11 protein-coding genes are annotated in these 16055 nt (G+C 35.2%); 4 read left to right on the forward strand and 7 right to left on the reverse strand.

Annotated elements, in window-relative coordinates:
• The first annotated feature begins 393 nt into the window (after window positions 1–393).
• Complete coding sequence (locus tag ABEB31_RS09025; RefSeq protein ID WP_347051139.1) at window positions 394–4485, forward strand: T9SS sorting signal type C domain-containing protein; 4092 nt, start codon at window positions 394–396, stop codon at window positions 4483–4485.
• A 127-nt stretch (window positions 4486–4612) separates the two neighbouring features.
• Window positions 4613–7717 carry a DUF7507 domain-containing protein gene (locus ABEB31_RS09030; protein WP_347051141.1) on the forward strand — a complete coding sequence of 1035 codons (3105 nt, stop codon included), beginning with the start codon at window positions 4613–4615 and terminating at the stop codon, window positions 7715–7717.
• 56 nt (window positions 7718–7773) lie between these two features.
• Here the strand turns inward: ABEB31_RS09030 and ABEB31_RS09035 are convergent, their stop codons facing one another.
• The 4 genes from ABEB31_RS09035 to ABEB31_RS09050 all read right to left on the reverse strand — a co-directional run bounded on the left by ABEB31_RS09035 (window position 7774) and on the right by ABEB31_RS09050 (window position 10992).
• Entirely contained in the window at window positions 7774–8388 is a 615-nt protein-coding gene (locus ABEB31_RS09035; protein WP_347051143.1) for a hypothetical protein, read from the reverse strand.
• Window positions 8378–8881, reverse strand: coding sequence for an RNA polymerase sigma factor (locus ABEB31_RS09040; protein ID WP_347051144.1), 504 nt, complete (start codon window positions 8879–8881; stop codon window positions 8378–8380). The genes ABEB31_RS09035 and ABEB31_RS09040 overlap by 11 nt, the downstream gene beginning before the upstream one ends.
• Before the next feature lie 5 nt (window positions 8882–8886).
• Window positions 8887–9777, reverse strand: a complete 891-nt coding sequence (locus ABEB31_RS09045) for a TraB/GumN family protein (RefSeq protein ID WP_347051145.1) — start codon at window positions 9775–9777, stop codon at window positions 8887–8889.
• Between the two features lie 81 nt (window positions 9778–9858).
• Window positions 9859–10992 (reverse strand): aminotransferase class I/II-fold pyridoxal phosphate-dependent enzyme, encoded by a 1134-nt coding sequence (locus ABEB31_RS09050; protein WP_347051147.1) that lies wholly within the window; start codon window positions 10990–10992, stop codon window positions 9859–9861.
• 148 nt (window positions 10993–11140) lie between these two features.
• Here ABEB31_RS09050 and ABEB31_RS09055 point away from each other — a divergent pair, with 148 nt between their 5' ends.
• Window positions 11141–12019: a hypothetical protein gene (locus tag ABEB31_RS09055; protein ID WP_347051149.1), complete on the forward strand. Its 879-nt coding sequence runs from the start codon at window positions 11141–11143 to the stop codon at window positions 12017–12019.
• Window positions 12020–12022: 3 nt separating this feature from the next.
• A complete protein-coding gene (locus tag ABEB31_RS09060) occupies window positions 12023–12226 on the forward strand; it encodes a helix-turn-helix domain-containing protein (RefSeq protein ID WP_347051150.1) in 204 nt (67 codons plus the stop codon).
• 75 nt (window positions 12227–12301) lie between these two features.
• On the opposite strand, the gene ABEB31_RS09065 is transcribed toward ABEB31_RS09060, so the two are convergent.
• The 3 genes from ABEB31_RS09065 to ABEB31_RS09075 all read right to left on the reverse strand — a co-directional run bounded on the left by ABEB31_RS09065 (window position 12302) and on the right by ABEB31_RS09075 (window position 15983).
• Window positions 12302–12583, reverse strand: coding sequence for a F0F1 ATP synthase subunit delta/epsilon (locus ABEB31_RS09065; RefSeq protein WP_347051152.1), 282 nt, complete (start codon window positions 12581–12583; stop codon window positions 12302–12304).
• 86 nt (window positions 12584–12669) lie between these two features.
• Entirely contained in the window at window positions 12670–14181 is a 1512-nt protein-coding gene (gene atpD, locus ABEB31_RS09070) for a F0F1 ATP synthase subunit beta (RefSeq protein ID WP_347051153.1), read from the reverse strand.
• 236 nt (window positions 14182–14417) lie between these two features.
• On the reverse strand, window positions 14418–15983 hold the full coding sequence (locus tag ABEB31_RS09075; protein WP_347051155.1) for an SGNH/GDSL hydrolase family protein: 1566 nt from the start codon (window positions 15981–15983) through the stop codon (window positions 14418–14420).
• Window positions 15984–16055: the final 72 nt, after the last annotated feature.

The raw sequence follows: 16055 nt of genomic DNA on the forward strand, positions 1-16055 counted from the left end.
CAGATTAATCAATTTTTTTTTAAACTTGTAAATTATTCTAACTCCTATAATTAATATAAATTACTTACACTTTTTAAAATAACTATTGGTTATAAAACATTCCTATTTTTTTGATTTTATATCAAATTAGACGTTTTTGCCGCTAAATTTTAAAAATACCATCTCAAAAAACACGATTTCTTGAGATTATTCTTATAATAAATTTTAACATTTTATAAGAATTCCCGCCGAATGCGATTTTTTTTAATGTAGTTTATCGACTATTTTAACAATTCATCGATTATATATAGGTTATCAAAACCGTCCTTATTTACAGCTCGTAGATGTATCTATCTTTGCCACGCATAAAAAAAGTCCTATGCCAGCATAACAAACTGATAGAAAACATTTAACATGAAAAAAACTTTACTTTTATTTTTATTGTTGCCTTTTTTAGGATTTGCACAAACTCCATTGAGTGGTGATTATGTTATTAGCAATACCAATACAGATTCGAACTTCAAAACTCTTGCAGCGGCGGTAAACCGATTAAATGCTGTAGGTGTGAATGCACCTGTAAGATTTTTGCTGGATGAAAATCAAACTCTAACCTCGCTACTTTCAATTAATTCATTTTCAAATACTACGTCTTCAACTGTAACGATCAAGCCTAATACAGGAAGAACTATTACTATTAATGCAAATATGCCGGACGCATCAAATGGTGTACCGGCGGTTATTAGAATTAACGGTTCCAGTAACATCATAATCGATGGAAGTAATTCAGCTTTAAACACAAAAAATTTAACTTTAATAAACAATGACAATATAAATTACACCGCCAGAGCAATAATATGGATCGCGAGTAATGGATCAACAGGCTCATCAAACATTACAGTTAAAAATGCAAACTTCAGATTTTCAACCCGTAATCAGCAATTGACTCTATTAACTGGAATTTATTCCGGAAACAATGGAATTGGAGGCAACAATTCGATAAGTGTTCAGGAAAACACAGCCGCTAATTCTAATATTTCGATTATAAATAATGAGATGTTTAATGTTAAAGATGGGGTAAATATTAATGGTAGTGCTACAACGTCTATTTCTCCAACAGGATGGAAAATTCAAGGGAATAAAATTGGTACTACAGTTACTGCTGAAAAACCGGTGAGAGGAATTTATGTGTCAAATGCTTTAAACTATGAAATTTCCGGGAACACATTATCTGGAATTAGAAATACTGAGAATCAAGGCAATGACTGTGCAGCAATTGTGCTTCTGGGAACAAGTAACGGAACTATTTCTTCCAATATTATTAATGATATCGTAAATACTCAACATAACAATGGGACAGCTTCGGCAGGTATTTTTGTAAAAACAACTGCAACAACAAATATTTCGAACAATATTATCAGCAATGTTTATAACACCACTGCAGATTCCAATGATTATAATTTCTATAATAAAGCAAGCAGTATTTTTGTTTCTTCAGGAAGTGTTACAAATATTTATTACAACACACTTATAGCAAGTGGGGCACCAAATGGAACATCGAGAGCTTCGTGTCTATATATAGCAGGGGGTTCAGGGATTAATGTCAAAAATAATATTTTCATTAATACACAATCAAACGAGCAATATGCTGTGTTTAATAATGGTGGGACTTTTGGACAAATTAGCAACAATGATTATTATGTAACAAATAGTGCTAATAATTTTTTAAACAGAATAGGATCAACATTATATGCGGGAACTACATCCGGTACTGTACCTGCTTCCTGGAATTCTGCTGCTTCTGACTCGAATTCCAGAAATATTCTGCCAACTTTTACATCGGCTACAGACTATCATTTACAGGATGCAACTGCAAATAATAACTTAACTGCTGTTGCAATTACAGGAATTACCACAGATTTTGATGGTGACACGAGAGTTAAACCATATATGGGTGCTGATGAAGTGTTAAAATGTGTGCCAACGGGAGACCAGACCTCTTTTGGAAATAATACATGGACAGGTTATGTTTACAGAATGGCAAGCAATGCCACACTTCCTCCAAATGTGGCTTATCCTGCATTGCCTTCAAGCACTATTGCCACTTATATTGGAACAGTAACTGAAAATAAGGAATTTGACAGAAATGTAGGAACAGGAGCTATTACAGGTACGACAACAAATTTTGCCTGTGACACCGCACCTTCTGATCGTTTTTTTGTTAGATATAAAATGCGTACCACAATTACAGAAGCTGGTTTGTACAGTTTTGATCTTGGAAGCGATGACGGAATCAGACTTTTTGTTGATGGCGTGCAAGTTTTTACGAGATGGAATCAACACGGTTACACAGCAGATTATTTTACACAAAATTTATCTGTTGGAGATCATGAATTTGTACTCGAATATTATGAAGACGGAGGCGAAGCAAGAGTTGCATTTACATCTCGTTTACCAAAAGGAGATCCTACTGTTTTTGGAGATAAAGTTTGGAATGTTTACGGTTATGTAAATAATGATTTAACCTTAACCAATACACGATATGCCGGATATTACGTGGATCCAAATTTAAACATCGAATCTACAACATATTGGCCAAGAGCTAAGTCGCCTTCTGTTGCAAGTAACTGGCAGGGCGCTTTGATTCCCGACAATAATTTTACAACTGTTTTTAAACGTAAAGGTTTTCCGTGTGGACAATACCAGATACAACGTGCCAATTATGATGATGCAATAGAAATTTATATTGATGGAACTTTAGTTTTTTCAAGATCCGGATGGGACAATAATCCTGCATTAATTAATAATGGAGCCTTATACAAATTAAATAGTAATTCAAGAATAGAAATTCGCTTGAGAGAAGATGGTGGTGATGCCAATCTGGGAATTAATTTTATAAAAAAAGATCTGGTTTATAATGGAACAGGTACACTTGAGAACGGAAGTTCTGTTGTGATTAATGCAAATACAGCTTTAACGTCTGACCTTACAGTTTGTTCTTGTACAATCAATCCGAATTATACTTTAACAGTACCAACAAATGTAACCTTGACTGTTGATGAAGATATAAATGTTGGTACTGGCGGAAAATTACTAATTCAAAGTGGTGGAGCTTTACTTCAGACTACAACCAGTAAAACTATGTTTACAGGAAACACAACTGCTTTCGAATTACAAAGAACTACTCATATAAGTCGTTTTGATCTTACTTACTGGTCAACTCCGGTAACGAATAGCACGTACACTATGCATGATTTATCTCCTGAAACGTTATATGATAAATATTTTCATTGGGATGCTGCAGGCACAAGATGGCTGGTAGACCCTAGCGGAACTTCATTAGTAATGCAGGTTGGAAAAGGATACAGCATCAGGGGTCCACAGAGTTTTGACATAACAACGGCAAGCGATTTTACGGCCAAATTTAACGGAACTCCAAATAATGGAACAATAGCTTTAGCTGTAGAAAAAGATAAATATAATTTAATAGGAAATCCATATCCATCAGCAATAGATGCACAACAACTATTGGATGTTAGTCGTAATCCTGATATAGGTGCATTATATTTTTGGACGCACAGTTCGCCTCCGACAATTATCGCAGGAACTAACACCTATCGTTACAGCAGCTCAGATTATGTTGTTTATACTTTAACCGGATCAACAAGAATAGATAATTCACCTATTGCTAAAGGTTTTGATGGTAAAATTGCTGCCGGACAAGGCTTTTTTGTTAAACCAAAAACAGCGGTAATTAATTTTACAAATGACATTCGTAAAGGAGCAGCAGATAATAATCAATTTTACAAAACTGCAAAAACAACCAATCTTGAGGCAAATCATATCTGGTTGAACTTAACAAATACCGAAGGCGCTTTTAAACAACTTTTAGTTGGTTACATTGAAGGAGCAACAAACGGAATAGATCAAAATTATGATGGAATCTCAATGTCTGCTAACACTTATATTGATTTTTACAGTTTTAATGAATCTAAAAAATTAACCGTTCAGGGTCGTGCACTTCCTTTTGATGATACGGATATTGTTCAGTTAGGGTATAAAAGTACAATTGAAGGAGAGTTTACCATTGCGATTGATCATGCCGACGGAATCTTCGACACTCAGGAAGTATATTTAGAAGATAAATTTACGGGTATTATAACTGATTTGCGCAAAGAAAATTACACTTTTAAAACTGCCATCGGAACATCAACAACTCGTTTTGTGCTCCGATACACAAATAAAACATTAGGAACAGATGATTTTGAAAATACAACCAATAATGTTTTAGTTTCTGTTAAATCCAAAGTAATAAAAGTAAATACAGGAACCGAAAACATTAAGGAATTCAATATATATAATATCGGAGGTCAATTGATTTACAACAAAAATAAGGTTGACTCCAATGAACTGACGATATCAAATTTACCTTCCGGCAATCAGGTTTTATTAGTAAAAGTAATTCTAGATAATGATCGCGAAGTCACAAAGAAAATAATTTTTAATTAGTTATAAAGCTTACGCAGAATCCGACACTTAATCAATGTCGGATTTTTGCATGTTAAAACAAAACGATAAACATTTAAAAGCATACCCTAAAAACCCTATTACAAAGCAATCCTAACCGCCTAACTTTATGAGAAAACAAAAGCCATCGAATTATAGTTTTTTATTTTTAAGAACTGTCATCATCTTCCTTTTTTTAATATCGTTAAAAATTACAGGCCAAAGCAATACCATTACCAGAATACATACAGACTGGAACAGAACTGGTACTAATTACTGGACATCCAATTCTGCAACAGGAGTTGGAAACCGCCCTGATAATGTCAATAATTTATTAGCATTTGAATGGAGGGGCACGACTTTTTCCACTGGTGTAAACGATGCAAGACTAACAACAAATGCTGTTTCTTACAGTGCGCAAAATTTCAGAGCTTTAAAAATTCAGAATTTAGGATCTAACAGCGGAACTTATTTTTTACAAGGCGCCATGATAGACGGGTCTTTAACTTCTACTGTTTTGACACCTCCGTTGGCAGGAACAGCTTCTACCTCAAGTGAAAGGGCATCGAGATTAACAGATGGAAGTAACGGTTTAAGTCTGGGAACCGGAATTGCAAATATTCCGAATGGCACCGCAGAATTTAAAATCGGAACAAATAATTTGAATCTGAATGGAATAAACGACAATATTCCGGACTTAATTGTGACTCAGGTGGCAGAACCTGGTGGCGCCTCGTCCTCAGACATATTTAAATTTGTTGATGCATCCGGTAATACTGTGGGAAATGAAATATCCGTGAACTTTAATTCTGTATCAGTGGTCGGAACTTATAGTTTGGATTTATTCAGAGCAACTGATGGTGTAATGGCTTTTACACCGGCAGCTACCAGGGATATAAGACTTTTGGGAATTGAAACTAATGATTTCGGAATTACATCTGCAAATGCAGCTCAGGTAGATCGTTTTGTGGTTGTTTTTTCGGGAACTTCAGATTGTGCGTTTATTGCTTTTAACACAAGATCCTTAAAGATAGCCGATCTAAGTATGATCAAAAAAGCGACATTGTCTTCCTGTGGAAAAGCAGGCGATCAAATCACTTACAATTTTGATATAAAAAATACAGGACAGGTTCCCATCACGAATATCAGCGTTTCAGATCCAAAGCCAGGCATGGTATTTTCAGGTAATTTGATTCCTTCACTGGCCGTAGACCAGGTTGCAACAATTACTGCAACTTATACGGTTACCGCTGCAGATGTAGCTGCGGGAAGAATCGTAAACTCTGCCACTGTAACCGGGACTGATCCTTCTTTGAACACTGTTACAGATATTTCCGGAGATGATTACAACAACAATAATGCAACCATAACCATTTTACTTGCTCCGCCGACTATTATCGCCACTCATAATGTTACCTGCGCAAGCTTAGGAAGTATTGATCTTGGCAATCTTCCGGCAACAGGAACTTGGCAGATTACGCAGACTGGTACAACTAATCGCATTTATAACGGTACTGGTTCTACATTTACCGTTCCGGATTTAACTGTGGGTTCGTATGCTTTCAGAGTAAGTTTAGGAGGCTGTAATTCGCCAACAACGACAAGCAGTACCATTGGAGAAGATTCTTCCACAACGTGGAATGGAATTTCATGGTCTTCAGGCCCGCCAACTTTAACCCGACGAGCTATAATTACTTCTGCTACTCCAAATCAGCCATTTACTACAGATACTGCAATATGTGCTTTGACGGTAAATCCGGGCGCAACAGTTGTAATTCCTGGTGGAGTGACCTTAACTGTTACTAACGAAGTGGTAACAAATGGTCAGTTAATATTCAAAAATAATTCGAGTCTGGTACAAACTGCCAATGTTTCCAATACCGGAGAAATTGTTTACGAAAGAGAAACTAACATATCCCGATTTGATCTGACATACTGGTCTATGCCTGTTACAAAGGCTGGCTTTACAATGAGTTCTTTGTCACCAAATACTCTTTATGACAAATATTTTTATTGGGATGCAGTAAATACAAGATGGCTGGTTGACCCTAGCGGAGCCTCTGTACCAATGCAGGTGGGTAAAGGTTACAGCATACGTGGTCCGCAGACATTTAGTATAACCACTCCATCATTATTTACGGGGGTATTTACCGGAGTACCTAACAACGGAAATATTGCAGTAACAGTGGAAGCAGACAAATGGAACCTTATGGGGAATCCCTACCCTTCGGCCGTAGATGCCGAGGAGTTAATTCTTGTTACCAATAATAGCAAATTAGGGGCATTATATTTCTGGACACATGCTTCGCCGCCGACCATTATTCCGGGAACCAACACCTATCGTTATGCAAGTTCTGATTATATTGTTTTTACCGGAACTGGTTCCATCAGAATTGATCAAAGCCCGGTTACCACCGGCGCCTTTAATGGAAAAATAGCTGCCGGACAGGCATTTTTTGCCAAACCAACCGCATCGGTAATTAATTTTAACAATGGTCTCCGAAAAGGCGCAGCCGACAACACCCAATTCTATAAAACAGCCAAAACAAGCAGTATAGAAAAGAACCGTATCTGGCTTAATCTTGCCAACAATGAAGGTGCTTTCAAACAAACATTGGTGGGTTATTTAGGTGGAGCAACCAACAGCCTGGATTTTGATTTTGATGCTGTCACGATGTCTGCCAATACCTACGTCGATTTTTACAGCATCAACGAATCTAAAAAATTAGCCATTCAGGCGCGTGCCCTTCCTTTTGACAACACAGATTTGGTTCCAATGGGATATAAATCCACAATAGCGGGCGATTTTACAATTTCAATTGACCACGCCGACGGATTCTTTACTACTCAGGAAGTGTATTTAGAAGATAAAACAACCGGCAAAATAACTGATTTAAGAAAAGAGAACTACACTTTTACAACTGATGCCGGAACATTTACAAATCGTTTTGTCCTTAAATACACAAATAAAACATTAGGCAATGAAGACTTCGAAAATCTTTCTGACGGAATTGTAGTTTCCGTAAAAAATAAAATAATTAGTATTTCTTCTTCAAAAGAATCGATTGATGAAGTACTGATTTTTAATGTTTTGGGTCAAGAAATTTTCAATAAAAAGAAAATCAATAATGCTCAATTACAAATTTCAAATTTGCACACTGGAAATCAGGTATTATTAGTCAAAACAATTTTGCAAAACGGCTATACTTCCACTAAAAAAGTTATATTTCATTAAAACTCAAACAACTCAGAAACAATAAAACCCATCAGATGTGATGGGTTTTATTGTTTTTAATCTTCTTTTAATTCGTCTATTACTTTCTTAATTTCCTTAGCAAATTTTCCATAAAAATGATGTACCCACCATTCCAGGCTAATTCCCATAAAAAGCATGGAAAAAAACACTATTGAAAGAAACCCGATCAAATGATAATTAGTAAATTGATGCGTTTCAAATCCCGGAATTTTAGAAAATTCGAAATAAAAAAGGCCGACCAGATAAAGAATTAAAAATGGCGTTAAAGCAAAACCAAAAGTTTTGTAAAGCTCCATATTTAGCCTAATATCAAAATAAGTTTCATAAAGACTGTCTTTCGTTGTAAGCGTAATTGCATTCAACCGCTTGTAAAAAAGGTACAATTTGACTAAATAATATATACAAACTGCCACATACAAACTGTAAAGCAAATAAAATACCGTTGTCATTTTGGTTGGAAAGTCACATATTACAGGTACTATTCCAACAAAAAGAATGGATACAATTTGATAGGTAAATTCCTTTTTTAGATTTTTCCTGATTTTATCTAATGGTGTATTAGCAGATTGAATCTTGTCTAAATTTTTGGGCAGCATTACATTTTCAGATTTTTCATTATCCCACGCATTTTGTATATCGTTAAAATCCATATCCCTGATTTTTTATAATTTCTTTTAATTTTTCTTTGGCTCTGTTTAATTTCACTCTCGCATTTCCTTCAGAAATTCCGAGATTTTCGCCAATTTCTTTATGAGAGAAACCCTCAAGTTGATAAAAGATTATGGCTTTATCTATTTTTTCCAGCTTCTGCACCGCTTTATAAAAATGATCCATTTGACTTTCTTTTATTTGAGAATCATTCTCTTCTTCTTTTACATTTTCAGAAGGAATCTTGTATTTATCTACCTTTCTTTTTTCTTTTTTAAGGAAAACTATAGCTGTATTTACGGCAACTCTGTACATCCAGGTAGAAAACTGACTTTCATTCCGAAAAGATTCATACGATTTCCAAAGCTGGCAGATAATCTCCTGAAACAGATCCTGCTGATCATCAGCATTATCCATATACATTTTAGAAACTTTATATAAAATTCCCTTATGATTTTCTATCCGATTCAAAAATTCTTGTTCTTTATCCTTCAACAGATTTAGTTCATTACAGGTTTTACAGTATATCCTTCTTTTCTCAGTAAGTTAATCACACCAAATTCGCCTCCCAAATGTCCCGCGCCAACGGCAAAGAAAACAGGATTCTGCTTCATCAGTTCCGGCATTTGTTTTACCCAGTCTATGTTTCTATTGTCCAGAATTTGCTTTTTAGTTTTTTCGCTTGTAAATCTTTCGTCTGTTGTGGCAGCAAACAAAGCTGAAATATTTTCATTCTTATATTGTTTCAAAAGTTCAGTTGTTTCTTCAGGTGTTGATTCTTCTAAAAGTTTCAGCATCTCATCATTTGAATAAGCATTTTCCAGAATATCAAATTGCGATTTAACTGTTTCAAATCCGGTTATTATTATATTTCTCTTTTTGGCCATCTCAGAAAATTCCATTTCATAAAATTTAAGGTCGGTACAGCCAAAACTTTTCATCGAAATCAAACTCAAAACTGTGATTAAGCTAAAACTATCCACTTGCTGCACAGTCATTCCCGTATTTTTTCTCAGGATTAAATCTAATCTGGCCAATTGCTCCGGATTTAATTTTTTGCTCAACGGTTCTTTTCCCATTGCCAATTGCTGCATCTGACTCATTTCGTTCGGATCAGTAAAATTGATCTCAAGAAATAATTTATCCGATTTATCAAAAGCAGTTTTGGTCTTTTCAGATAAAAAATAATCTTTAGCACAAATCATATGAATTGTACCGTACAAATAAGAGGGTTTTTGGATTCCTTTGCCGGAAATCTCCCAAAGAAGTGAGTTTTCTGGTTTTGAATTTGAAGTCTGAGCTAAAACAGAGTTTGTATAAAAACATACAAATGCAGTTAAAGCAAATAGGTTGAAGATTTTCTTTTTTATTGAAATTGAATTTGGTTTCATAAATATTGGTTTATTGGATTACATCTTGTAAGTAATCGAATAAGCAAAACGTTACAAAAAAAGTACATTTATTTTATAACTTCAAAAAAGAAAATCCCTAACCAACTCTAATACCTGATCAATCTCTTCATGAGAATTATAACTGTGTATACAAAATCTAAGGCGTTCTTGTCCTTCCGGAACCATTGGCGGGAGAACAGACTGTACATCAAATCCTTTTTCCTGCAGCTGAACTTCCAGTTCTTTTACATTTTTATTTCCTGGAACTATAGCGGTATGTATTGCAGATTTACTGTAAACAAACATCGGTTTTAATCCCAGCAAATTTTTCTGCTGATTAAAAAATAAGATATTTTCGCGAAGTTTTCCGATAGTCTCTTTCTCTGTTTCCAAATGCTGATAGGCTGTAAAAATAGTAGCAACGGAATGAGGAGACAGTGCGGTGGTGTATATAAGAGTTTTTGCAAAATTTACCAGATATTCTTTCAGCGCTGCAGATCCTAAAACAGCCCCACCCTGACATCCAAGTCCTTTTCCGAAACTGATTATTCTGGCGAAGATTCTGTCATGAAATTTCAGGAATTGAGAAAGGCCTTCACCCTTCTCTCCAAAGACACCTAATGCATGAGATTCTTCAACAATTAAATAACAATTGTATTTTTCTGAAAGCAGAACTAATTCCTCCAGATTCGGACTATCTCCATCTACAGAAAAAACACTTTCTGTCACAATATAAATATTCGTATGCGGAAATTTAAGGATATGCTGTTCCAAATCTTCTATATCACTATGCCTATAATGATATGATTTTGCATTAGATGCAAGACCATCTTTTATCGAAGCGTGGCAGAATTCATCATACAAAACAACATCTTTTTTTTGCGGCACAGCGCTAAAAAAACCCAAATTGGCATGGCAGCCCGAATTGAAAATTAAAGCGGCTTCAGCGTCATGAAATTCAGCAATGAAATTTTCTGTAATTGTATAAAGAGAATGATTTCCGGAAATCAATCTTGAACCAGTGAATCCATTTTGAAATATTTCGTTTTCGAGCAGGTAAGCATGCGCATCGCGAAAAATAGATTCAGACTTAGAAAAACCAATATAATCATGAGAAGAAAAATCTACCGGATTATTAAAAACCGGAAGCTTTCTTAAGAGGTTACGTTCCTGAAGTTGTTCTATTCTGCTATTGAGATTTTGCGGTAATTCCATAAAAACAAAGTTAGATTACGATTAAATAAATCTTATAATTAATTTTTATTGTTACTGTTGTTTTAATTTCTAAACAAACCGCTTTTCAATAATTAATTATCGTTTATCAATAATTTTTATATATTTGTATTGAATTTAAAATAATTTTATGAAATTAACTAAAATTTTTGCTTCCTTCATCTATTATTGTATGGCAGGATACACCATAATTTGCACGCTTTATTTAGTATTTGGAATATCAGCTAAAATTTTTGGAACAGATGGACAATACATTATGAATATCGACGGTGAAACTACTTTAAAAATCGGAAGTAAAAATTCTGAAGGATATCTCGTTCCAGTCCAGCTTACATTACAAATTCCAGATTCTGTATCCAAAAATCAAGAATATTTTGGAGTTACTGCAGAAGATGTTTACCCACACATAACTACTGACTTCCTACGAGAAAACAAAAAAATTAAAGCGATAAATACATATGATGTAAGTTATATGAGCATGGAACCAAAAACCTTTATATCTGATTCAAATGGAAATTATATAAATCGTAAACCAAGTAAATTTAAATTTATTAAATATTGTAATATAGGAGATTCTCAATATTTAAAAATAAGAACAAATGATGCGTTAACTAATTTTTTTTTAGGGTTAAGAGTAGAGCTTAAATACTTAATCTTTATATTGCAAATGTATTTTATAACCTTAATCTTAAGAGAAATTGCGCGTAAAATCTATTTTTCACAAAGGCTTTCAGCTTACATTTCCAAATTAGGATACGTTCTTCTTTTTTCCCAGCTTATTCCCTTTATATATGCTTTTATAGATTTAAATTTATTTGGTGCAATCAAGGTAGCTCCTCAAATTTTACAATCTTTGCAAAATAGCTATTTCGAAAATATTACAGTATTATTTAATCCAACTATAGATGTAAAAGTTTATGTTATTTTTTTAGGAGGTATTTTAATATTATTTACAAAACTAATAAAGAGAGGTAGATTACTTGAAGAAGATAACGAATTAACAATTTAAAAAATGCCAATTATAATTAATTTAGACGTAATGCTTGCCAAACGTAAAATGCGTTCTAACGAACTGGCAGAAAAAATAGGTATCACAACAGCCAATTTATCTATCTTAAAAACAGGCAAGGCAAAGGCCATCCGTATATCGACATTAGAGAAAATCTGCGAAATATTAGATTGTCAGCCAAGCGATATTATGGAATACGTAAAATAATAAGGAAACCTTATATTGCTTTCAAAAAAAAAGCCAGACAAAATTGTCTGGCTTTTTAGTTTATTCAAAATTGTTTTAGTCAACTAAAACAATAATCTTATTGTTTTTCATCTCGATAGTTCCTGAGTTAATTTCCAAAGTATAAGTCTGGTCATTTATTCTTGTGAATTTATCTGTTGCTTCTTTAGAAAAACTGAAGCTTGGAGCTGCAATTTTAATTGTACCTTTTTCAAGAATAGAAACAATAGGCGCGTGATGATTCAAAATCTGAAAGCTTCCATCAACTCCAGGCAAAGTAACCGAAGTAACTTCTCCCGAAAATAATTTAGCTTCTGGTGATACTATTTCTAAAATCATATTTTTTAAGTTAGAAGTTATATGTTAAAAGTTAGAAGTAAAATACGAACATTTAACCTCTAACTTCTAACTTTTAACTTTATTTTTTATGCTTCAGCTAACATTTTTTCTCCGGCCTCGATTGCATCCTGGATAGAACCTTTCAGGTTGAAAGCAGCTTCCGGAAGGTGATCTAACTCACCATCGATAATCATGTTGAATCCTTTGATAGTATCTTTAATATCAACCAATACACCCGGAATACCAGTAAATTGCTCTGCTACGTGGAATGGCTGAGACAAGAAACGTTGTACACGACGTGCTCTTGATACAGAAAGTTTATCTTCTTCAGATAGCTCTTCCATACCTAAGATCGCGATGATATCTTGTAATTGTTTGTATTTTTGAAGAATTTCTTTTACTCTTTGTGCACAGTTGTAGTGCTCATCTCCTAAGATATGGGGAGTTAAAATTCTTGAAGTAGAATCTAACGGGTCAACCGCTGGATAAATACCTAGCTCAGCAATTTTACGAGACAATACAGTTGTTGCATCTAAGTGCGCGAAAGTTGTAGCCGGCGCCGGGTCAGTTAAGTCATCCGCAGGAACGTAAACCGCCTGTACAGATGTAATAGATCCTTTGTTTGTAGACGTAATACGCTCTTGCATCGCTCCCATCTCTGTTGCCAAAGTTGGTTGGTAACCTACTGCAGAAGGCATACGACCTAAAAGTGCCGATACTTCAGAACCTGCTTGTGTAAAACGGAAGATGTTATCAACGAAAAACAATACGTCTTTACCCTGATCTGTTCCGGCTCCATCACGGAAATACTCAGCGATAGATAATCCTGAAAGTGCTACACGTGCACGAGCTCCAGGTGGCTCATTCATTTGTCCGAAAACGAAAGTAGCTTTAGACTCTCTCATTCCTGGCATATCTACTTTAGATAAATCCCATCCTCCATTTTCCATAGAGTGCATGAAATCATCACCGTATTTAATAATTCCTGACTCTAACATCTCACGAAGCAAGTCATTCCCTTCACGTGTTCTTTCTCCTACTCCTGCGAATACAGAAAGTCCACCGTGACCTTTTGCGATATTGTTGATCAACTCCTGAATCAATACTGTTTTACCAACACCTGCACCACCAAACAATCCAATTTTACCACCTTTTGCGTAAGGCTCGATCAAATCGATTACTTTAATACCTGTGAATAAAACTTCAGATGAAGTTGATAAATCTTCAAATTTAGGAGCCTGTCTGTGAATTGGCAGACCGTTTTCTCCAGTTTTAGGTAAATCACCTAAACCGTCAATTGCATCTCCAACAACATTAAATAATCTTCCATATACGTCTGGACCGATCGGCATTTGGATTGGGTTTCCAGTTCCAACTACTTCATATCCTCTGCTTAAACCATCTGTTGAATCCATAGAAATGGTACGAACAGTGTTTTCTCCAATATGAGATTGTACTTCTAGAACTAAAATAGTTCCATCTTTTTTAGTGACTTCTAGTGAATCATAAATTTTTGGAAGTTCAACATCCTTACCGTTGAAAACTACGTCTACTACTGGTCCAATGATTTGAGCAACTTTTCCTATTACTTTTGACATTACTTATGTATTTATTAAATAGCTATTTAGGTTTATCGAAAATACCTCTTTTTTCAGAGCGCAAAGATAAATTTTTAAAATATAAAATCAATTTTTTTTTCATAAAAAATAGCATGATTTTGTTTGATTCATAAAACTTGTTTAAAAAATAGCAAAAACAGCATTTTTTTGGTTAAAAGAAAAAAGCCACTACATTTTAGAAATGTGTGGCCTTCCCAGTTAAAAAAAACAGTTCATTATAACGATGCAGGGTATAAAATTGGATAATTTCCAACATTAACACCTTTTAAATTTGAACCATATTTAGCATTAATAGCTTCAATAAATTTATTTGCTATAAATGCGTATCCTCTTGGAGAAGGATGAATTCCGTCAAGCGAAAATGTTCCACCGGTCACAAATGTAGATTTCATTGTATAATTGTCGGCAGAAATTCCTCCTTCGTCTATTTTTTTCATGATTGCGTTGGCATCAACAAAAGCCAGTCCTTTAGAATCTGCAAGAGATTTGATAGTGGCATTGAACGCGTTTGTAGCTACTTCTAATTCTGCAATTTCTGTCGGAATCAAAACATGTTTATCCTGTAGCGGATATGTGATTCCGAAATTATTTAACGGAGCCGGAGGTGCCACTCCCAAACCTGAATTTGCAGCGGTAGGAGCCGTCCCAATAGCAGTTTGTGTAGTCAAAAGAATTAAATCTGATGCTTTTGCCTGACGTGCCTGCCCGAATACTTTGCCGTAAAAACCAGCCGTCTGAGCACCAAGAGATGGCGTAAATGCCGCTGTTAGCTGCAACGTTAAATCGGTAAGCGATTCATCTTTTATCAATAATGGATTTGAAGCCGTCGCAGACAATAAATTTATTCTGTCTCCGGCATTAAAAGCAGTTAACGCCTGTTTTAAAGGTCCGTATAACTGGGCATTCAATGCAGAAATAAGTGTTGCGCCCTGAGTGGCATTTCCTTTTCCGATTGCAGAAGCCGTTAACGGATTATAAGGAACAGTCTTGAAAAACGGAATTGAGGTTACATAAGGAATATTGGCCACCACTCCTTTTGCTCCAGCAGAAGTCAAAGTTGTAATAAGTGCTGCGTATGTCCCATCAAAACCAACACCCGCGGCGCCAGAAGCTGGCGTAATTGGGTTCGATCCATCTCCGCCACTTGTTGCATATCCTAAAACATCATTATTACCAATCCAAAGAGAGAAAAATGTTGGAGTCTGACTCATGGCATATGCCAATACTGAAGTACTTCCGTTTGGAGCAAAACGCACATAATAAGGATTTGCCGTTCCGTTTGCTAAACCGGCAGCCGCTCCATAAGTAGGAGAAAGCAGGTGAAAACTCTTAGCCCCGGGAACTCCTGTATTATTGTAAGGTCCGGCAGCAGCTACAGCCGCATTCATCACTTCTGTTGTTGATGCCCCGCTAACAGGAACAGGCGCAGAGCCATTAAAAGTTAATCTTGGCCCGAAGGAAGGATTTACCTGACCTCCAAAAAGCAATCCACCAATATTATCATTCATAAGCGGAATCTTAAATTCTCCCCCGCCAACAAGTTTAAATTGATCTGCCATAATGTTAGTATAAGCGCCCTGTTGTCCTTTTATAAAAAGCGCACCATCGCTAAATCCGGATGTTAAAGAGTTTCCTAACGCAACATATTTTGAAAAATCCGCACTCCCGGAAGTCAGCGGTTTACCATCAGATGAATTAATGACAGTAACCACATCATCATCGCTGTTACAAGCCATAAAGGTTAACGAAACCAATAGCAGCCATTTGAAATTTTTTATCATAATTTATATTTTTAAATTATTCATTTCCAATTTTGCATTGGAAATACAAATAATATATTTGACTTTAGTTAA

The sequence above is a fragment of the Flavobacterium olei genome, assembly GCF_039749035.1.
Lineage (GTDB): Bacteria > Bacteroidota > Bacteroidia > Flavobacteriales > Flavobacteriaceae > Flavobacterium > Flavobacterium olei.

Excerpts from the sequence above, each read along its gene's own strand:
- ABEB31_RS09025 (WP_347051139.1), top strand. The coding sequence starts at position 394 with ATGAAAAAAACTTTACTTTTATTTTTATTGTTGCCTTTTTTAGGATTT.
- ABEB31_RS09030 (WP_347051141.1), top strand. The coding sequence starts at position 4,613 with ATGAGAAAACAAAAGCCATCGAATTATAGTTTTTTATTTTTAAGAACT.
- ABEB31_RS09035 (WP_347051143.1), bottom strand. The coding sequence starts at position 8,388 with ATGGATTTTAACGATATACAAAATGCGTGGGATAATGAAAAATCTGAA.
- ABEB31_RS09045 (WP_347051145.1), bottom strand. The coding sequence starts at position 9,777 with ATGAAACCAAATTCAATTTCAATAAAAAAGAAAATCTTCAACCTATTT.
- ABEB31_RS09050 (WP_347051147.1), bottom strand. The coding sequence starts at position 10,992 with ATGGAATTACCGCAAAATCTCAATAGCAGAATAGAACAACTTCAGGAA.
- ABEB31_RS09055 (WP_347051149.1), top strand. The coding sequence starts at position 11,141 with ATGAAATTAACTAAAATTTTTGCTTCCTTCATCTATTATTGTATGGCA.
- ABEB31_RS09060 (WP_347051150.1), top strand. The coding sequence starts at position 12,023 with ATGCCAATTATAATTAATTTAGACGTAATGCTTGCCAAACGTAAAATG.
- ABEB31_RS09065 (WP_347051152.1), bottom strand. The coding sequence starts at position 12,583 with ATGATTTTAGAAATAGTATCACCAGAAGCTAAATTATTTTCGGGAGAA.
- atpD (WP_347051153.1), bottom strand. The coding sequence starts at position 14,181 with ATGTCAAAAGTAATAGGAAAAGTTGCTCAAATCATTGGACCAGTAGTA.
- ABEB31_RS09075 (WP_347051155.1), bottom strand. The coding sequence starts at position 15,983 with ATGATAAAAAATTTCAAATGGCTGCTATTGGTTTCGTTAACCTTTATG.